A 19,333-nucleotide genomic window follows, 5' to 3' on the forward strand; every position below is an offset into this window, starting at 1 on the left:
CCGAGCATTTCATAAAAAATCCCCGCAATAGCGGGGATTTTTTTATGCGTTTACAAAATTATGATGCGGACTTTTTAACTAATTTATAATTTAAATTACTGTCGATTTTTTTACCTGATTTCATCTCGCGTGCTTCAACAAAATTTTCACCAACAAAGAATTTACGGTTTTCAGCTTTGTTATCTAATGTGATGATTGAAGGATCTTGAGGGTCAAAACTGAAACTACCTTTAGTTTCCGTCTCATTATTTCCAGCTTTACCTAAATATTCCTCATTTAGCTCATAGGTTTTATCCGGATTGAGATCTAACTCGACCTTAATCCCTTCACAGTCAGCACAAGGAAAAACACCTTCGTATTCACCTGCCCAATCTAGCGAAGTTTCTGCGCTATCAGCACGGTTCACACTAGTATCCGCGTTATTTTGCTCCATCATGGCTGGGCTGGATTGAGCATTATTACTCATCGGCTCATTATCATTGGGCTTTGAACAGGCGGTTAAAGCTCCTGCAAGAACGACTGCTATCGCAGCAGTAAGCGTTAATTTTTTCATTGTTTTAACCCTATTAAATTATTTGTTATGAATTACATTAAAAGTAGTCAGTACAGATAAATAGGGCAATCTTGTTAAAGTTTGATTCATTAGGTGAATGAGGCCAGAGTTATTGATAAGTGAGCAGGATTTAAGAATTTTTAGCCAAGTTTAAAGTCACTTTATGCTGTTTCGTTAACCAATTCTGAACGCTATGATTAGAAAATAATGATAATGCGGAGGGGATAATGAAATTAGAACAAGAAAATAATCTGATTGCAAAAATTTATGATGCTGCTGTATTACCATCTTTGTGGCTGGACGTGATCAAAGATATCGTGAGCTATACTAAAAGTAAGAGTGCAATTTTTACCGGTCTGGATCAGCTTAATCCAGGCTATGACTTTGTCTATACGCACAATATCCCGAATGAAAGTCTGGCCGCTTATCAAGAGGAGCGTATCAGAGTGATTGATATGAAACTGCATATGCCCTTATGGAATGCGATCGAGATGGGCGATGCTTTAAGTCATAACTGTCAGCACTATGCAGAACAGCCGGGTACGGATCACTATGTGTTCTATGAGAAGTGTTTAAAGCCTGGCGGTGTATCTTATCTGGCGGGAGTATTGCTGGATCGGGGGAATTATCGTTGGGCGGTACTGGGTATTCATCGTGCACCTGAAGTACAGCCTTTTGAACAGCCTGAGCTGGATTTTCTAAGACGTATCAGTATTCATTTACGCCGGGCTTTGCAAATTCACCGGCAAATCAACTTGATTCAGCAAGATAATTTAAGCTTGTATACCGTATTGGATAGTTTAAAAACCGGAATTGTACTGCTTGATCAAAACCTGTGTTTAAGTTATTCCAATCCCATTGCGCAAAAGATGCTTGATCAAAGTTCATGTCTGGATCTGGATATACATAACCGTCTAAAAACCAATTATAGTCAGCAGATACGTTTTGATCAGCTTCTGGAAAGTGCTTTGCTGGAAGATACGACCATTCAAACTGAAGTGGGTGGAGTCCTGGCGTTGAGTGATGGGGCAGGCTCGCAATTCATGCTGACGGTAGTGCCCTTTAAGAAATTAAGAAATATGCAACATTTACAGTCTGCTCAGCATCAGATTGCATTATTTATGACGGATAAAAACCAGCATTATTCCCTGTCAAGAACTTACCTACAACAGTGTTACCAGCTTTCCAAACGAGAGTTTGATTTATGTGAGTTGTTAATTAATGGTTATAAAATAGAAGATATTGCAGAACAGTGTGGCATTACGCTGAGTTCGGTACGGACGTATTTTAAAAATATTTATGAAAAAACCCAATGTTGTTCGCAAATCGAACTGATGCATTTATTGATGGGTTGTACCATTCAATTTGAACATATTGATTAAACCGGCCTGAATTTCATATTCAAGCCGGTTTATATGGGTTATTTAACACGTTGTAAAGTTACAGGATCTTCACCTTGCGGATGTAAGATAAGATTGTTGTTAGATATATTGATGCTTGCAATTGTCTTGCTGCCATTTGAACTATCTTGTAATCCACCACACTCGTTGGTATCGAATAATACCTCGGTTGTGGTGAGAGTATTTGCTGACAATGTATATTTGCCATATTCAATTCCTGGCCAACCACAGTCATCTCCACCTTCAGTGTCTAGGAAGAAATAATAGTTGTTATCAAAGAAAGCAAATAGGTGCGTTTCATTGAGTCGCCACGTGCCGACGAGACTATTAGACTGCTTAACTCGATTTAAACGGTATTCAGTACTAACGCCGGGTTCAGTAAGAATTAATTGAGTTCCATTAAAGTTTAAAGAATAAGGTTTATTCTCGGCAGGATGTGAAAGTCCCCATTCACCATTGGTGTCATGTAGGATTTCCGGTTCAATCACGGTTGTTGTTGCATTCCATTTTAAGCGGCCCATTTCAATGCCTGCTTGACCACTCTCATCTTTTGCTTCTGCTTCACCTAGTGCATAGCGTCCATCTTCCAGAATGTGAATCAACACAGCAGTGTTATCGGTACGGTTAATCTCCCACGTACCGGCAATATCTTTGTAGAAGGTCGCTTGGAAGTTTTCTGAAGCTTTTTCTGGTGTTATCAACTGATCTGGTGTGATGGCTGTTTTGGTGACAACTTCATTTACGAAGTCGGTGGTACTTTGGTTAAAATTAAGCTTTACAGCAGTGAAGGCTGTTTTAGTGTCATCACTAATCTGAATGCCATCGCTATGATCACCTTTTCCATCTAAGGATTGTAAAAAAACCATAAGGTTGATACGCGCATTTTCACTTTCGACTAAATCTAATGGTGTGATACGCTCCTTTGCTTCAATTTCATCACCGAGTTGTACACCCCCAATAAAGAATTTTACTTTTTCATCATCATTAAATTTAAATTCTCCTTTTTCGTTGGTAACTCCTGTTGCACCACTACTGGTGATATAGGTCACCCCTGAAATGATTCCGTCCGTCAGTACGCCGGTTTGGGTGCCAACATTGTTTGCTGGAGGTGTACTGGCATTATCATCCGAACCACCACAGGCACTAAGTAACCCTGCTAAAGCAATATAAAGTAAAGTCTTTTTCATTAGAATCTTCCTGAAATTTATAATGTGGATTCAGTATAAAAAGACCCTTATATTTGCCATATCCCAAAATGAGGAGGTTAAGAGCTTTTTAATGCATGAATCCTTTAAATTAGAAAGAAATTCCTATTTATATTGGGAAGCAATCTTAACTATCCGTAAATTGATGTATGAGATAAGTTGAAAGGTGGCAAAAATAATCAACTATTCATTTAAAAATTCTAATTATACAAATATAGATTAACTGTTTATTTATTGATCATAGAGCACTATCTATATTTGCCGAGGTTGCTAAAATTCGCGCAATTTTGAATAGAATTGGTGCGTGACGTGTTTGAGAAGTTAGCAGAACAAAGCCTGAGGCTGATGGGTTGGGAAATTGATAACCATTGGCCCCTAGATTTAGACCAATGTGTCATGATTGCTGCTCCTCATACCAGTAATTGGGATGCACTGTATGCGCGACTGGCCTTAAAAGCATTGGGTGTGAATGTTCGCTTAACCATTAAAGACAGTTATATGAAATTGCCATTTGGACCTTTTGTACGTGCTATGGGCGGTATCGGGATCGATCGCCGTCCTAAACAGCCGGGGGAGCCTCGTCCGAGTATGGTTCAGGTGATGACGGAATTATTCAAGACCCATCCTAAACTGGTGATGCTGGTCACGCCAGAAGCGACTCGTGCTAAACAGGAACAGTGGAAGACAGGTTTTTATCATGTCGCGATTAATGCAGGTGTGCCGATTGCATTGGCCTATATGGATTATGAGAAGAAGAAAACTGGTGTAGGTAAAATTGTTTATCCGACAGGGGATTATGAAAAAGACATGGCAGAAATCATGGCATTTTATGCAGAGATTCAGCCAAAATTCCCTGAATGCTTCAGCGTAGATCAGCGCTATTATCAGAATTAAAATTGAGTTGAAAAAAAGCAGGAAAATTCTCCTGCTTTTTTATTGCCTAATCATCATGAAGATTGACAGACTTAAGAGGCATGTTCAGAAGCGGGTAAAATTCCACCCAGATTTTGGCAGGCATCTTTATAAAGATCATATTGTTGCTCCACCACTTCATGCAGTGGCAGGTCAAACAGCTCTTCACCTTGATGATACTGTTTGATATAAGACTCGACTTTGGATTTGCTGCCATACAACATCTGCTGATAATAGTCGGTCATACTGCTATGTGGCATTTGGGCGGTATCTACCTTGGCACAATGGAAATTTTGCAGTAATTGTTCTGATTTTTTCAAATCGCTGGACATACAACCTGCCAGTAGCAAGGTACTGAGCAATGTCGTGATAAATTTCATGGAAAGTAGACTAAAGGCTTTATGGGAGCGCACTATTGTAGAAGTAAAACCCGGTCACAAAACCTTTTTAATCTACCAAATGGTTAAAAAATAGAACAACAGAATTTGAAAATTCAAGTCCATTCTCTAAACATTTAACCTTTGACCAGCCCGCCATCTACAATCAGGTTTTGTCCTGTGACGGCACGTGAATAAGGTGACAAAAACATCAGGATTGCAGCAGCAAATTCTTCTGGTGTAATTACGCGGCGTAAAGGCGTCGATTGAGCAATCAGGTCAAAGACAATGTCAGGTGTGGCCTTACTGGCATCCGTGGTTTGTAACAGGCCACCAGAGAGCATATTCACATTGATGCCATATTGTCCCAAGTCCTGCGCCGTGGTGCGGGTAAAGGCCAATAATGCAGCTTTGGCGGTGGTATAGTCATGATAAGGAACCACCGGATTTTGCACCAGGTTTGTACCAATATTCACGATCCGGCCAAACCCTGCCTGTTTCATATCATCCAGTGCGGCTTGTGTAGTATTTAAGGCAGCCTGTACTGCACCGCTAAATTGCCGTTGCAACATATCCCAAGTCAGCGTTTCTACTTTAGGGCGTGCATCACCATTAAATTCAAATTGAATCAGTGCGTTATTGATTACAGCATGAATCGCTTCCCCGAAATGGGTTTTAGCTGCGGCAAATAAAGCGCGGACCTGATCAACTTGGGTCACATCTGCCTGATAAATAAAGACTTGGTCTGGATGTTGCTGGGCCAGCTGTTCAGCTTGCTGCTGACTGCTATGATAATTGACGACCACGCGCGCACCCTCAGCCAGTAAAGCTTGAGTAATGGCCAAACCCAAACCACGCGCACCGCCCGTAACAAGAACAATCTGATCACGAATTTGCATAATGATGATCTATATTGTGAAAGATTGGCCTTAACATAGCAGTTATTTCACCGGATTCAAGCTTTGGCGGGGAAGACAGACTCGGCTTGATCTTGTGTTTAAATGAATTGGGGCGCTAATAGAAAACAGCCTGCGCTCAAGAGTAAACTTAAGATCATGCGTTTGAACAGTAATTCCGAAATTTTATAAAATAGTTTTGCGCCTAAAATTGCCGGAATATTCACAAAAACAATCAGCAAGGCCATATAGGGTAAATGGCTTTGATTGATCAGGCCTTGCCATAGATACGTACCCAGCGTGAAGAGCTGAATTACAAAATTAAAGTGCCGTAAAATATAGCGCTGCTGGGTTTTGGGTAATTGTTTTAACATCACCCAGGCCGAAGGAATGGCACCGCAAAAACCGCCCAGTCCTCCTAAAATTCCGCCAATAAAACCGATGCAGCTATCAGTCAATTTTCCTGAATGCTGAATTGTTTTGAATTGCGGATTGAATAGCATCACCGGACACCACAGTACCAGAAAAAATCCCAAGATCATCTTAAAGGTATCTGCTTGAATGATCTGCAACAGATAAGTACCCAGCGGCACGCCAATCAGACCAGCAATCAGATAAGGCAGCACCAACTGCCTGGATAAAACTAGCTGCTTTTTTTCCTGACTGAGTGAAATCACATGACTCCAGATCGAGGCAAATACCAGCAAGGGCGCGGCCAGTTGCGGAGGCAGCACCCAGACCCAGAAAGACATGGCGATCAGGGCAAAGGCAAAGCCGGTCAGCCCCTGGACAAAACCTGCGACCATTGCACCAAGAATAAATAACAGCCAAGTCATAAAGATCAGGTCATAAGCAAAGGCAGCAGTATTCTCAAGATTTAAACAAAAGCCAAGCTTCCATTTAGCTGGATTTATGCAAATGAAAGTTCAAATTCTCATAAAAGCATGAATGCTAATTAAGAAAAAAGAGGTTTACGGCCATGCATAAAACATGCATAAATCTCTACAAGAGTGCAACAATGGCTCCGTTCACTCTCCATGAACTCGCCTGATACTGACAGAGTGCAGTAAGAGGTGATGGACATGATGAAAAAAGTGATATTACTTTCTGTATTGGCTGTGTCATTAACCGGTTGTGTGGTTGATCCTTGGGATGATGATTATCGTGGCAACAGAGATCGTAATGGACATTATGATCGAGACCACAGAGATCATGACTGGAAAAATAAGGATCATAAAGATCATCGGGATTGGAAACGTGACCGAGATAACCGCGACTGGCGCCGTGATCGTTAATCACAGTCTTTAAATTTGACTGACTACAATGACAAAAAGGATTCCACTGAGGAATCCTTTTTTAATGGCTCTTCAAAACAATTTAAATCAAGAAATACTTTTTTGATAAAGCCCCGCACGAACTGTACCGGCTTTGGTATTTTTAATTAAACGCCATGAGGACGGTAATTTAAGTAATTGTAAATCACGATCTGCTTCTACATAAATATAGGCATTGTCCTTGATCAGAGGATCTGCCTTTAGCGCTAGTTCTTCCCATAAATCCAGGCTATATGGCGGATCTAGAAAAACCAGATCAAACTGTGCCTGAAGGGTAGACAAAGCTTGCTGCGCCGTAGCCACTTTTAACTGTGCACGTGCTTTGGTGACTTTTAAAAGTTCCAGATTTTGGGTCAGAAATTGTGCCTGAGTACGATCCGGCTCAATCATCACCACTGATACAGCACCACGCGATAATGCCTCAAACGCCAATGCCCCAGAACCGGCACAAATATCCAACACCTGGGCATTTTGTACATCCCACATCAGCCAATTAAACAGTGTTTCCCGAACACGGTCAGGCGTCGGGCGCAAACCCTCAATGCTGGCAAAAGGCAGTTGGCGGCGTTTCCAGTCACCACCAATAATTCGAAGCTGGTTTTTCATCTTTAATCTCGCTCTACCGGTGTCGGAGCAGGTGTTGCTGCGGGAGATGCAGCCGTATTTGCAGAAGTCGGAGCAGCATTGTCGGGCTGGTCACTGGCTGGAACGGCACTAGATGCTGCATCCTGACTCAACATGCCTGCACCACTTGGCAATTCAGCTGGCTTGATTCCGGCCGTCATCAGACCACCACTTAATTGGTGGCCTTGTGGGCGTACCGGATTTTTATCTTTATGCAGTAACCAGTAATCAAAAATTGGACGGGCCAGAGCCGTTGCGGCACTACCACCGCGACCATTTTCCAGAATAACCGCAATCGCGATTTCAGGATTTTCAGCAGGTGCAAAACCGACAAACAGACCATGATCCAGCTGACGGTCAGTCAATAAGGATTCATTATAGCGCTTGCCCTGAGCAATACTTTTTACCTGTGCCGTACCGGTTTTTCCGGCAATAGAATATTGTAAGCCGCTTTTGATGCCTCGGCCTGTACCGGATTGAATTACGTCCACCATCGCATCACGCATTTTGATCCAGTCTTCTTCCTGACCATTAAAATCGATCTTGCCATGCGTGCCATTATGCACCTTGAACGGTTTGGCACCGCGACTTTCGCGCAGAACATGGGGAATGACTTTATTGCCATGGTTGGCGGTAATGGCTGTGGCCATAGCCAGCTGCAATGGCGTTGAAGTAAAAGCACCCTGACCAATACTGACAGAAATGGTTTCACCACGTGACCATTTGGCCTTGCGGGTACGCATTTTCCATTCCGGGTTTGGATACAGTCCTGAGCTTTCACTTGGTAAGTCCACGCCGGTTTTTTCACCAAAGCCAAACTGACGCATCCAGGTATTCATTTTTTCAATACCCATACGGTAGGACATGACATAGAAATAAGTATCACAGGAGACGACTTGGGCCTTATGCATGTTTACTGCGCCATGTCCGGATTTTTTATGGTCACGGAAACGGTGACTGTCTCCCGGCAGGCTGAAATAACCCGGATCGGAAATAGTGGTATCCCAGTCGACCAGACCATGATGCAGACCACCGAGCGCAAACATTGGCTTGATGGTGGAGCCAGGTGGATAAACCCCTTGTACCGCACGGTTATATAAAGGTTGATCCAGATTATCGCGCAGGAATGAATAATCTTTGGTGCTGATCCCGGTCACAAACAGATTTGGGTTAAAACTTGGACTGGAGACCAGCGCCAGAATTTCTCCGGTTTTAGGATTCATCGCCACAATCGCGCCACGACGCCCAGCCAGTTGCTCCGAAGCGACTACCTGTAAACCGTAATCCAGTGACAGGAACAGATCATTACCACGCACCGGATCTTTACGGCCCAAATGACGCAGCACATTACCAAAGGCATCTGCTTCTACCGATTCATTTCCCGGCATACCATGTAAAAGTTCTTCATAGGATTTTTCCACCCCGATTTTTCCAATCAGGTTGGTTCCGGCATAGAGATCCTTATCAATGGCTTTCAGTTCTTTGTCATTAATACGACCGACATAGCCAATCACATGTGCAAACAGGTCGCCATGTGGATAATAGCGAGTCATCTGGGTTTCAATATTTACGCCCGGAAACTGATATTTCACTTCACTGAAACGGGCAATATCATTTTCATTCAGGTTGAGCTTGATTGAAACCCGTTCGGTTTTACGCGCTGTTTTAATCCGGGTTTGAAAGCGTTCAAGATCTTCTTCGGTCAATTCCAGAATCGGTTTTAGGCGTTCGAGCGTTTGATCGATATCCTGTACGTCGGCACGACTTAAAGTGGCAGTAAATACTGGATAATTATCGGCCAGCAGAACGCCGTTACGGTCATAAATATAACCGCGTGCTGGAGGCAAGGGTTGCAGACGAATCCGGTTCTCATCAGAAGCTGTAGTAAAGCTTTCAAAGTTGAACAGTTGCAAATAGGCATAGCGGCTGACTAGCAGCAGCATGAAGAAAATGACAATCCCCATGGAAATCAAGACTCGACTGCGATAGATGCGCTTTTCTTGTTGTGCATTTTTTAAAGGAAAGTGCTGCTTCATACGCGATCGACTTAAGACCTGAGAGTGGTAGAAAAGAATCAAAGTGGAGTATTCTAACGCAACTGCACTTGATTTGATAATGAAAAACTGCCCTTGCAATCAGTTCCTTTAAGCTTTGACTTTGCAGACATTAAAATTGTAAAGTGCTGTATATAAGAGTTGTGATAATTCTGCTAGAGTAAAATCTAATAAAAATAGGACTATACCAAAAACTATAATTAAGGAAGATGGTGAAGGAATGAACAAGGTTTACCCTTTGTTAGCGTTTGCATTGTGGGCGAACGGGGCTTATGCACATGATCAAATAAGTACTACTACAAATAAAATAGAGCCTGCTCAGGCAAAAGCCTTTAACGTGGGTGTAGGTTTTACCCAGAAATTACTGCATTTAAATACTGAATGGGTGAACCCTTATGGGATTGCTTATGTGAAAGGTGGCGTTTTTCTGGATGATGATCGTACGATTGGCGGCCAGGCAGGCTTTCGTTATCCTGCACATCTCACCGGCAAAGACAAAAATGGTTATTATGTCGGGGTTTATGCCGGTCATATCGACAGCAAACAGGTTGATGGCGAGTATGAAGGCCGTTTAGGTGCTGGCGTTGATTTGGCCTATGTTTTGCTTAGTTCAGAACGGATCAGCAGTTTTAGTATCGGGATCGGTGCCGGAGAGAAACTCGAAGACCGAAATGGTCGTGCTGTGGCTGAAACAGAACCCCGGCTACAATTTTCCTATACTTTAAGTATCGGTTTATAGACAAAATATTCGACCTTATTAATATGTGTATTCTGTGAACAAAAAATTAAATATGGAAGTTATGCATGCTTGAGTACGTCAACGAGTTGTGGCAAACCTTTGTAAACCGCCCGGATTTTTGGGCCGTGCTCAGCATTATTCCAGTGACTGCATTTGTAACCTGGGCTCACGTCTGGATGGCGCTGAAAATGGTCTTTTATCCGATCAATTTTTGGGGTTTCCATCTCGGGCCTTTACCTGTGGGCTGGCAAGGGATTGTGCCACGCAAAGCTGGACGTATTTCAGGCATTATTACCGATAACACACTGTCAAAATTAGGCTCTATCCGCGAATTTTTACAGGCGATGGATCCGGATGATATGGCACGCATCATTGGCGAGCAGGTCGGTTTCGAACTGGAACACCTGATTGATGAAGTGATGATGGATCGCAATGCGGTGCTCTGGGAAAACCTACCTTTTGCTATTAAGCGCAGAATTTATGCACAAGCACAAAAACAAATGCCGGCAATTTTGCGTGAATTAGTGACTGAGCTGACCATGAACGTCGAGTCACTTGTAGATATGCGTGAAATGGTAGTGAGCCAGATGGAAGGCGACCGTCGCTTGATGGTGCGTATGTTCCTGAAGGTGGGTCAAAAAGAGATCAATTTTATCTGGCATATCAGTGCCCTCATCGGGATGTTCTTTGGGATTTTCCAGATGATTGTCTGGTTTGTAGTGCCGTGGCACTGGACTGTACCGTTCTGGGCTGCGATCTGGGGCTTTTTGACCAACTGGATCGCGATCTGGATGGTATTCAACCCGCTTTATCCACACCCAGTAAAGTACCCGCAATTCTTTGCCCGTACCACAAATCGCAAGTTTCCGTGGATTAAGCCGGTGATTCCTCGTATCGGCACCTATAACATACAAGGCGCATTTATGAAACGTCAGGATGAAGTCTCTGACGTCTTCGCAAGTGTAGTCACAGAAGACCTGATTACGTTAAAATCGATCATGACCGAGATGATGTATGGCGGCAGAAAAGACAAAACCCGCCGCATTATCAAACGTCATATTAATGAAATTATGGAAACACCCCTGGTTCGGACCTCTTTACAGCTGTCTTTAGGACCAAAAGAGTATGCAAAACTCAAGACGGACTTGATCGATCGCTCGATTGAAATTACGATGGTACCTGTATGCGACCCAGCATTTAATGCGAGCCGTGCACAGAAAATCTATCAAATGTTTAGAGACCGCATACGTGAGTTGACTCCGAAGGAGTTTCAGAATCTTTTACGTCCTGCATTTCAGGAAGATGAATGGATTCTGATTTTATTGGGTGGGGTAACCGGTTTTGTCGCGGGTTTAATCCATTTGTTTGTGGCTTTCTTATAATGAGATGCCGGGGGACACAATCGGGTGATTGTGGTCGTGGCGTCATACATATTGTTTAAATGAGGATGTTTATATATGCGCATTATCTTACTCGGACCACCTGGAGCAGGTAAAGGTACACAAGCTCAGTTGATCTGTAAGCGCTACAATATCCCACAAATTTCAACCGGTGATATGCTCCGTGCTGCAATTCGTGAAGGAACTGAATTAGGTCTACAAGCTAAAAGTGTCATGGACAATGGCGGTTTGGTTTCTGATGAGTTGATCATTGGTCTGGTGAAAGAGCGCATTGCGCAACCTGACTGTGTAAACGGCTGCATTTTTGATGGTTTCCCGCGTACCATTCCTCAAGCAGAAGCCTTGGAAAAAGAAGGCATTGCAATTGATCACGTGATTGAAATTGATGTACCAGATGAAGAAATCGTACAACGTCTTTCTGGCCGTCGTCAGCATCCTGCATCTGGCCGTGTCTATCACATCGTTTACAACCCGCCAAAAGTGGAAGGTAAAGATGACGAAACGGGTGAAGATCTGGTTCAACGTCCTGATGACCAGGAAGCAACCATTCGTAAGCGTCTAGGTTCTTACCATACTGAAACCGAGCAACTGGTTGGTTTCTACCAAGGCCGTGCAGCGTCTGGTGAAAATGCACCAACTTATGACAAGCTAAATGGTTTACGTCCAATCGATGAAGTTCAAACTGATCTTTTCGCGATTCTGGATCAGGCAAAATAATCGGCTGACGATGATTTTGACAATCGGAGAGCCCTAAGTCATATTAGGGCTCTTTTTTATTGCGTATTTGAACAGGGTACTTGTTGCTATGAAATTTGGCGTATTGGTGTTGATGGTAGTCTTTCTGGCAGTATTGGTAGGTCTGTTCTATTTCAGTTTTAAAATGCTCAACAAAGTACGTCAGGAAGAACGTGCTGAAAATGCAGCAAAGCGACCTGAGCGCCAGCTCCATCCAAAATTACAAGCCGAACTTGAACAGCGCAAGCAGCAGGAAAAGGCTGAACAAGATCAGGATAAATAATCCATAATAGTTCAGCTCAGCTAAGAATTTGGTTTGAACGAAAAGCACTCTTCTCATAGTCGATAAAAAGGTGACACATTGGTCACCTATTTTTATCCCAGCTTGATCACGCCGTTCTATTCAGCAAGCTCAATATTTTTCACTGCAATTTGGCGGGCTGCACCAAATTCAAACCGATCCGGCCAGTTACACACATCGGATACTACACATTCATGACATTTCGGTTTGCGCGCAATACACGTATAACGACCGTGTAAAATCAGCCAGTGATGTGAATCAATGATAAATTCCTTGGGAATGACTTTGACCAGACGGTGTTCAACTTCCCACACATTTTTGCCAACCGCTAGTCCGGTACGGTTACCTACCCGGAAAATATGGGTATCAACCGCCATGGTCGGCTGACCAAAGGCCGTATTCAGTACCACATTCGCCGTTTTACGACCTACACCCGGCAGGGCTTCTAAGTCTGCACGATTGTCCGGTACGATGCTGTTGTGCTTCTGAATCAGCATCTCACAGGCTTTAATCACGTTGACCGCTTTCGAGTTATATAAACCAATGGTCTTGATATATTCCTTCAAGCCATCCACACCTAGGGCATAAATGGCTTCCGGTGTATTGGCGACGGGAAAGAGTTTGTCTGTGGCTTTATTGACACTGACATCGGTAGCTTGAGCAGAGAGCGTGACCGCGACCAGCAATTCAAAGGGATTCGCATAATTCAGCTCGGTTTTTGGATTGGGTCGCTGTTCACGCAGACGTTCAAAAAAGGTCTGAATCTGCTTTTTGGTCATGTTTTTAACAGGCTTGGCCTTTGCTGTTGTCATGTTCTATCCCTGTAAAGCCTGTAATTGCTGTGTCAGTTCTTCCAGTTGGGTACGTTTTCGGGCATCTTCACGAACCGAAAGTTGTTTTTCCAGTTTTTTAATTTGGGTACGTAGTTTTGCCAGTTCAATCGTGGTCTTGGAATCGAGGGCTACAGGTGCATTCTCTGGCTTGCTCGCGACTTCAATCACGGGAAGTTGCTCATTTAAAGCAGAGAAACGGGTAAACAGGGCAGTATCGATTTCTGCACGGACTACAGGTCCCTTACGATCGGTACGCCGTTTTTCTTCACGCTGGATGTGCGCATAGTAACGCTGACGCAGATCATCCTGTTCCGCAAGACGCTGAGCTTCAGTCGGCAAGGGTTGTTGATCTTCAACCAGATCGATGCAGTCTACCGGACAAGGCGGGATACAAAGCTCACAGCCGGTACACAGGTCAGTGAGCACTGTATGCATCAGTTTACCGGAACCAATAATCGCATCGACCGGGCAGGCGCTAATGCATTTGGTACAGCCGATACATTCATCTTCACGAATTACGGCTTTGATGCGCTGAGGACGACCATCGGCTTGAACTGGCCAGACACTTTCTTCAGGCACAAGTTTAGGACGATTTAATAATTCAGCCAAAGCATCGGCAACAGGCTGTCCGCCCGGCACACATTTATTGGCATTTTCCCCCTCAGCAATCGACTGAGCATAAGGTAAACATCCGTCACGATGGCCGCAGAGTCCACATTGGGTTTGAGGGAGTAAAGCATCAATCGATTGGACCAGAGAAATGGGCGAATTCATGTATAACCAGCGTTACTCATGGCAAGCATGAGAGAGTAAGTGAAACAAAATATGTCGATTCATTAATTTTAACATATTTTTAAACTCCTAAGTCGTGCGCAATTAAGGGTCAACTTGTGCCTTATTATTAGGCATAAATCTGAATGTAAGCCTTGATTCGATTGGCATTTCCTGACATAGAAAAAATTTTCATAATCAATATAAATATTTGTTATCAAATTAATTTTAAAGTATTTTCAAAAAAAGTATTGTAGATTAGTTACAAAAGATATTTAATATTTTGCGCCAAAATTTAACATTGATTGTAAATTTGACCAATTTTGATCCATTTTCTGCTGAGGATTAAGCGTTGAAATACAACACACTTAATGAGTTCCTAGATTACGTAAAATCACGTGATGCACATCAACCAGAATTTCTTCAAGCTGTAGAAGAAGTGATGACCAGTTTGTGGCCGTTCATTGAAAAGAACCCACAATACGCAGCACATGGTTTACTAGAACGTCTAGTTGAGCCAGAACGTGCGATCCAGTTCCGAGTTTCTTGGGTAGATGACCAAGGTCAGACTCAAGTAAACCGTGCGTTCCGCGTACAGTACAACTCAGCGATCGGTCCATTTAAAGGTGGTATGCGTTTCCACCCTTCAGTGAATCTTTCAATCCTAAAATTCTTAGGCTTTGAGCAAACATTTAAAAATGCTTTAACCACACTTCCTATGGGTGGCGGTAAAGGTGGTTCTGATTTTGACCCTAAAGGCAAATCAGAAGGCGAAATCATGCGTTTCTGCCAGGCTTTAATGATCGAGCTGTATCGTCACCTTGGTGCGAACACAGATATCCCTGCAGGTGATATTGGTGTAGGCGGTCGTGAAGTGGGCTACATGGCCGGCATGATGAAAAAATTAAGTAACGACACGGCATGTGTATTCACTGGTAAAGGTTTAACTTTCGGTGGTTCATTGGCACGTCCGGAAGCAACGGGTTACGGTACTGTGTATTTCGCTGAGGAAATGCTTAAGTCTCGTGGCGAAAGCTTCAAAGATAAAGTCGTTGCGATTTCAGGTTCTGGTAACGTTGCGCAATATGCTGCTGAAAAAGCAATGTACCTCGGTGCGAAAGTGGTTTCACTTTCTGACTCTGCCGGTACAGTTCACGTTAAAGACGGTTTCACTGAGGCGCTTCTTGCTGAAGTCATGGAACTTAAAAATGTAAAACGTGGCCGTATTTCAGAATTCGCATCTAAACATGGTTTCGAATATCTTGAAGGACAACGTCCTTGGGGTATCAAGTGTGATATCGCATTGCCATGTGCGACTCAAAACGAACTGGATGCAGACGACGCTGCTCAGCTTCTTGCAAACGGTGTAATCTGTGTAGCTGAAGGCGCGAACATGCCTTCTACACTTGAAGCGGTTGAGAAATTCGTTGAAGCGAAAATTCTTTATGCGCCAGGTAAAGCATCAAATGCAGGTGGTGTGGCAACTTCTGGTCTGGAAATGTCTCAAAACGCATTGCGTTTAGGCTGGACTTTCGAAGAAGTTGATGAGCGCTTACACGCAATCATGAAAGAAATTCACCGCAATTGCGTAAAATTCGGTACTAAGGAAGACGGTACTGTGAACTATGTAGACGGTGCAAACATTGCTGGCTTCGTAAAAGTTGCTGATGCGATGCTTGCTCAAGGCGTATTCTAAGTCTGACTTAGTCTAAGCTGAAAAAACCGGGGCTGTTGCCCCGGTTTTTTTATATCTGGTATTTTTAGCCTTAAAGAGCACCCTTAACTAATTCACGCTCAACCGCCATATCAAAAATATAGGCATATTTCGATTGATCAGCTGCCGGATGCTTAATTTCAAAACGTTTGACCCGAATAATCTGCCGTTCATTTGGTGAATGCTGAAAACCTTCGATCTGGTCATAGAATAAAGTCCAGTCCTTATCCACCTGAGTTTTCAGGCCATTCTGATCATATTTCACTTCTTTGACTTGCAAGCAACTTTGTTGGACCACGCCGGTACAGGGTTTAGTGTCAGGAGCAATTTCCAGAAAAATTGTTTCAGCCTGTCCTTGGTATTTGATTTCCGGAGTCATTTTCCCGATAAATTCATAGGTTTGACCATTTGCGGCCATCAACGTTAGGGTCGGCTTGTCAGGATCTGTGGTATTGAGCGTAAAAGGAATGTCACGCTTCTGTAAAAGTTGGCTGACAAAACGTTCCTGCTCCATCAATGCTGCATCACAGGCCATTTCAGTGCCTACAACTTCGCTGGTGGTGATGATATTGTTTTTGACTGACCAGGTCGTCCCGAGTCCATTACAGCCCGTCACGGCGCTCAGCCGGCCTTGAGCATCAAAACTGAGTACGATTGGTCGTTCTAGTCCACGATTCAGTTCCCAATAATAGGTTGGAAGAATCTGATCTGCATTTTTTTGTTGGATGATGGCCACCGCACGATCTCCAGCTCGTTGAATATCGCTGGACTGACAGGCTGCAAAAGTTAAAGGCAATAATGCCAGCACAATAAATTTTAATTTCATAGACTTATAATGAAGTATATAAAGTTCAAACAATAATAATGGATGTATTGCGAAAAAATATGGATACATTTCGCAGCTTTAAGTTGAAAAATGTATCCATCATTAAGATTTTAGTGCTGAAGCAAGATTAATCGAAGCGATAAATATCCATGCCGAGTGAACCCATGGTGAAACTGCTATGTACCAGACTAAAACGCTGACCTGTGCCCATCGCAAAGAAAATTGGAGCAAAATGTTCTAGTGTTGGATGATTCCGCGCCATATGCGGAATATTGGACCAGTCCAGTACGGCGTCATAATCACTATGTGTCAGTTTATGCACCACAAAATTACGAAAGCCAGAAGCCCATTCGGGTACATCAGCAGCCGTTCCATCCCAAGACAGTTCCCGTAAGTTATGGGTAATACTGCCCGAACCAATCAGCAGGATTTGTTGTTCACGTAAAGGTGCCAGGCTTTGACCAATCTGATAAATTTCATCCGCACTCATCGACATGGGTAAGGAAATTTCTACCACGGGAATGTTGGCATCTGGATACATATGTAGCAGCGGCATCCATACCCCATGATCACGCGGACGGGTACTGTTGGCATGTGCAGAAAAACCGGCATTAGCCAGCAAGCCTAAGACTTTTTCGGCCAATTCAGAATTTCCCGGTGCAGGATAGCGCAATTGATACAGTTCAGGCGGGAAACCACGAAAATCATGCCAGGTTTCTGGGCGAATTGCGCTACTCACTTCCAGCGCATCACTTTCCCAATGCGCAGACATCACAATAATCGCTTCCGGGCGTGGCAGATTTTCGCTCAAACGATGCAAGGCAGGACCCACTTGCTCAGGATTTAGCGCCAGCATAGGAGAGCCATGAGAAATAAATAAGCCGGGCAACGTTTGCAAGTTCATAATTCAAACCACATCTGGAAAGATGCCTCAATAATGCATGAAAAATAGAAATAAGAGCAGGAGATATTATTCAACAAAACGTTGCATATAAAGAACGCTTCAGCAAAATCATTAGCTTGCCCGATGATAAGGATGGTTGTTATTGATGCTCATGGCACGATAAAGCTGCTCGATCAGCATGACACGTACCAGTGGATGCGGCAGGGTTAACTTGGAAAGTGACCAGTGCCATGCAGCAGCTTTACGCACGGCTTCCGAGTGACCATCCGGCCCGCCAATCGCAAGTGCTACATCATTGCCTTCCAGCATCCAGCCTTTCATGGTTTCAGCCAGTTTTTCGGTACTGAATTCGCGTCCGCCCACTTCTAGTGCAATCAGGGTTTCATTCTGCTTGAGCGCATTTAAAATGCTGTCGCCCTCAATATTGCGGTATTTCAGAATATCCGCTTCAGAATCATTTTTCCCGCGCTTGGCCATCGGCAGTTCAATAATCTGGGTCTGTACAAAAGGCTGAATACGTTTGAAATAATCTTCAAAACCAGTCAGCACCCACGCTGGCATTTTTTGACCAATGGTCAGGATACGGATTTTCATACAGACAGATCAATAATTGGATACCTCATTATAACGATCAAACAACATGAAGTTGAGCAGGGAAACAAATTGAAATTGAAATGAGAGATTTAGTGTTGCTTTAATGTCCTTAGTTCAAGTATCCGCTTGATAAAGGAATGGAATAATAATAAATGCGGAACAGTGTCATGATAAAAGGATGTTGTACTGTGCTGCTGTTACTGATAGGCCTCATGGGGCCTAGTCTCTGTGCAGCCAATTCGAGCAAAAATGCTCAGGTCTCTCATCTGGAATTATTTTTTAGCCAGATCATGAGTGTCGATGAATACCGAAATTATAAAAATCTAAAAGAGCTGAATCGGGTATCTGCCTGGATCAAAGGGCAGATGCAGCGCTTTGGTATTCCATGCCAGTTTCAGGTTTATGTGGTCAATAACCTGAGTTACCGAAATGTCATCTGTAGCTTGGATACTCAAGCCAAAACCAAGATGGTGATGGGGGCACATTATGATGTCTTTAGTGCCCGAAACGGTGCTGATAATAATGCCTCAGGGGTAGCGGGTTTACTGGAAACTGCAAGATTACTGGCCCTGCAAAAATCCAAGCTCAAACATGATGTCGAATTTGCTTTCTATACGCTTGAAGAGCCGCCTTTTTTCAAGACAGAACATATGGGCAGTTATATGCATGCCAAGTCTTTAAAAAAGCAGAAGCAGAAAATTGAGGGCGTGGTGATTCTGGATTCGATTGGTTATTTTGATGAACATCAGGTGCAGAGCTATCCGGTGGGATTAAAATGGATTTATCCACGACATGGCAATTTCATTGCAGCCATTGGGCATTTAGCCTCAACTGGCCTGACTGGAGATTATTGTGATGCCATGCAGCGTTTTAACCGTCTGGAATGTCAACGCTTTGTCAGCCCAAGTTTTGCTCAGGATATGAATTTCTCGGGCTATCTGAATTATGCCAAATTCAACTATTCGACCATGCTGATTACCGATACTGCGAGTTATCGTAATCCTTATTACAATACCGAATTGGATACCCTCGACAAGCTTGATCTGAACAAGATGACTCATGTGATTGATGGATTGGTTACGATGGCACTACAGCCATAATTCAGTTGTTTTATTCAATAACTCAATAAAAAACCCTGCCGAAGCAGGGTTTTTTATACGA

At 43.3% G+C, this 19,333-nt stretch carries 21 protein-coding genes; 9 read left to right on the plus strand and 12 right to left on the minus strand.

Annotation, left to right across the window (positions count from 1 at the left end; genetic code table 11):
- Positions 1 to 58: 58 nt before the first annotated feature.
- Positions 59 to 553 carry a copper resistance protein NlpE gene (locus tag NI468_RS00370; RefSeq protein WP_005107501.1) on the minus strand — a complete coding sequence of 165 codons (495 nt, stop codon included), beginning with the start codon at positions 551 to 553 and terminating at the stop codon, positions 59 to 61.
- Positions 554 to 780: 227 nt separating this feature from the next.
- On the opposite strand from NI468_RS00370, the gene NI468_RS00375 reads away from it, so the two are divergent.
- Positions 781 to 1,935: a LuxR C-terminal-related transcriptional regulator gene (locus NI468_RS00375; protein ID WP_005267061.1), complete on the plus strand. Its 1,155-nt coding sequence runs from the start codon at positions 781 to 783 to the stop codon at positions 1,933 to 1,935.
- A gap of 38 nt (positions 1,936 to 1,973) precedes the next feature.
- Here the strand turns inward: NI468_RS00375 and NI468_RS00380 are convergent, their stop codons facing one another.
- On the minus strand, positions 1,974 to 3,140 hold the full coding sequence (locus NI468_RS00380) for a hypothetical protein (protein WP_253098984.1): 1,167 nt from the start codon (positions 3,138 to 3,140) through the stop codon (positions 1,974 to 1,976).
- 363 nt (positions 3,141 to 3,503) lie between these two features.
- Here NI468_RS00380 and NI468_RS00385 point away from each other — a divergent pair, with 363 nt between their 5' ends.
- Positions 3,504 to 4,052 (plus strand): 1-acyl-sn-glycerol-3-phosphate acyltransferase, encoded by a 549-nt coding sequence (locus NI468_RS00385; protein WP_004730226.1) that lies wholly within the window; start codon positions 3,504 to 3,506, stop codon positions 4,050 to 4,052.
- 71 nt (positions 4,053 to 4,123) lie between these two features.
- On the opposite strand, the gene NI468_RS00390 is transcribed toward NI468_RS00385, so the two are convergent.
- The 3 genes from NI468_RS00390 to NI468_RS00400 all read right to left on the minus strand — a co-directional run bounded on the left by NI468_RS00390 (position 4,124) and on the right by NI468_RS00400 (position 6,179).
- Complete coding sequence (locus NI468_RS00390; RefSeq protein ID WP_004279480.1) at positions 4,124 to 4,450, minus strand: hypothetical protein; 327 nt, start codon at positions 4,448 to 4,450, stop codon at positions 4,124 to 4,126.
- A gap of 134 nt (positions 4,451 to 4,584) precedes the next feature.
- Positions 4,585 to 5,346 carry a 3-oxoacyl-ACP reductase gene (locus NI468_RS00395; RefSeq protein WP_180180368.1) on the minus strand — a complete coding sequence of 254 codons (762 nt, stop codon included), beginning with the start codon at positions 5,344 to 5,346 and terminating at the stop codon, positions 4,585 to 4,587.
- Positions 5,347 to 5,444: 98 nt separating this feature from the next.
- On the minus strand, positions 5,445 to 6,179 hold the full coding sequence (locus NI468_RS00400; RefSeq protein WP_253098986.1) for a sulfite exporter TauE/SafE family protein: 735 nt from the start codon (positions 6,177 to 6,179) through the stop codon (positions 5,445 to 5,447).
- Positions 6,180 to 6,425: 246 nt separating this feature from the next.
- On the opposite strand from NI468_RS00400, the gene NI468_RS00405 reads away from it, so the two are divergent.
- Positions 6,426 to 6,638, plus strand: a complete 213-nt coding sequence (locus tag NI468_RS00405) for a hypothetical protein (RefSeq protein WP_005104632.1) — start codon at positions 6,426 to 6,428, stop codon at positions 6,636 to 6,638.
- An 87-nt stretch (positions 6,639 to 6,725) separates the two neighbouring features.
- On the opposite strand, the gene rsmD is transcribed toward NI468_RS00405, so the two are convergent.
- A complete protein-coding gene (gene rsmD, locus NI468_RS00410) occupies positions 6,726 to 7,283 on the minus strand; it encodes a 16S rRNA (guanine(966)-N(2))-methyltransferase RsmD (protein WP_253098988.1) in 558 nt (185 codons plus the stop codon).
- A 2-nt stretch (positions 7,284 to 7,285) separates the two neighbouring features.
- A complete protein-coding gene (mrdA, locus tag NI468_RS00415) occupies positions 7,286 to 9,337 on the minus strand; it encodes a penicillin-binding protein 2 (protein ID WP_253098990.1) in 2,052 nt (683 codons plus the stop codon).
- Between the two features lie 238 nt (positions 9,338 to 9,575).
- Here mrdA and NI468_RS00420 point away from each other — a divergent pair, with 238 nt between their 5' ends.
- From NI468_RS00420 to NI468_RS00435, 4 genes are all read left to right on the plus strand, one after another.
- Positions 9,576 to 10,094, plus strand: coding sequence for a hypothetical protein (locus NI468_RS00420; RefSeq protein WP_253098991.1), 519 nt, complete (start codon positions 9,576 to 9,578; stop codon positions 10,092 to 10,094).
- Between the two features lie 65 nt (positions 10,095 to 10,159).
- Entirely contained in the window at positions 10,160 to 11,476 is a 1,317-nt protein-coding gene (locus tag NI468_RS00425) for a DUF445 domain-containing protein (protein WP_004279487.1), read from the plus strand.
- A gap of 75 nt (positions 11,477 to 11,551) precedes the next feature.
- Complete coding sequence (gene adk, locus NI468_RS00430) at positions 11,552 to 12,211, plus strand: adenylate kinase (protein ID WP_004279488.1); 660 nt, start codon at positions 11,552 to 11,554, stop codon at positions 12,209 to 12,211.
- An 88-nt stretch (positions 12,212 to 12,299) separates the two neighbouring features.
- Complete coding sequence (locus NI468_RS00435; protein WP_004279489.1) at positions 12,300 to 12,512, plus strand: hypothetical protein; 213 nt, start codon at positions 12,300 to 12,302, stop codon at positions 12,510 to 12,512.
- A gap of 116 nt (positions 12,513 to 12,628) precedes the next feature.
- Here NI468_RS00435 and nth read toward each other — a convergent pair whose 3' ends face one another.
- On the minus strand, positions 12,629 to 13,342 hold the full coding sequence (gene nth / locus NI468_RS00440) for an endonuclease III (RefSeq protein ID WP_253098992.1): 714 nt from the start codon (positions 13,340 to 13,342) through the stop codon (positions 12,629 to 12,631).
- A 3-nt stretch (positions 13,343 to 13,345) separates the two neighbouring features.
- Positions 13,346 to 14,137: an RnfABCDGE type electron transport complex subunit B gene (locus tag NI468_RS00445; RefSeq protein ID WP_253098994.1), complete on the minus strand. Its 792-nt coding sequence runs from the start codon at positions 14,135 to 14,137 to the stop codon at positions 13,346 to 13,348.
- A gap of 349 nt (positions 14,138 to 14,486) precedes the next feature.
- On the opposite strand from NI468_RS00445, the gene gdhA reads away from it, so the two are divergent.
- Entirely contained in the window at positions 14,487 to 15,830 is a 1,344-nt protein-coding gene (gene gdhA, locus NI468_RS00450) for an NADP-specific glutamate dehydrogenase (protein ID WP_004646331.1), read from the plus strand.
- A 70-nt stretch (positions 15,831 to 15,900) separates the two neighbouring features.
- Here gdhA and NI468_RS00455 read toward each other — a convergent pair whose 3' ends face one another.
- The 3 genes from NI468_RS00455 to rlmH form a co-directional block, all read right to left on the minus strand.
- The gene (locus tag NI468_RS00455) at positions 15,901 to 16,674 is read right to left on the minus strand and encodes an META and DUF4377 domain-containing protein (protein ID WP_253098996.1); all 774 of its coding nucleotides are present in this window, start codon (positions 16,672 to 16,674) and stop codon (positions 15,901 to 15,903) included.
- Positions 16,675 to 16,801: 127 nt separating this feature from the next.
- Positions 16,802 to 17,578 (minus strand): DODA-type extradiol aromatic ring-opening family dioxygenase, encoded by a 777-nt coding sequence (locus NI468_RS00460; RefSeq protein WP_253098997.1) that lies wholly within the window; start codon positions 17,576 to 17,578, stop codon positions 16,802 to 16,804.
- A 111-nt stretch (positions 17,579 to 17,689) separates the two neighbouring features.
- Positions 17,690 to 18,172, minus strand: coding sequence for a 23S rRNA (pseudouridine(1915)-N(3))-methyltransferase RlmH (rlmH, locus tag NI468_RS00465; protein ID WP_253098999.1), 483 nt, complete (start codon positions 18,170 to 18,172; stop codon positions 17,690 to 17,692).
- Positions 18,173 to 18,339: 167 nt separating this feature from the next.
- Between rlmH and NI468_RS00470 the strand changes: the two genes are divergently transcribed.
- Positions 18,340 to 19,272 (plus strand): M28 family peptidase, encoded by a 933-nt coding sequence (locus NI468_RS00470; protein ID WP_086043997.1) that lies wholly within the window; start codon positions 18,340 to 18,342, stop codon positions 19,270 to 19,272.
- Positions 19,273 to 19,333 lie beyond the last annotated feature (61 nt).

It is taken from the genome of Acinetobacter lwoffii (assembly GCF_024129355.1).
Classification (GTDB): Bacteria; Pseudomonadota; Gammaproteobacteria; order Pseudomonadales; family Moraxellaceae; genus Acinetobacter; species Acinetobacter lwoffii_I.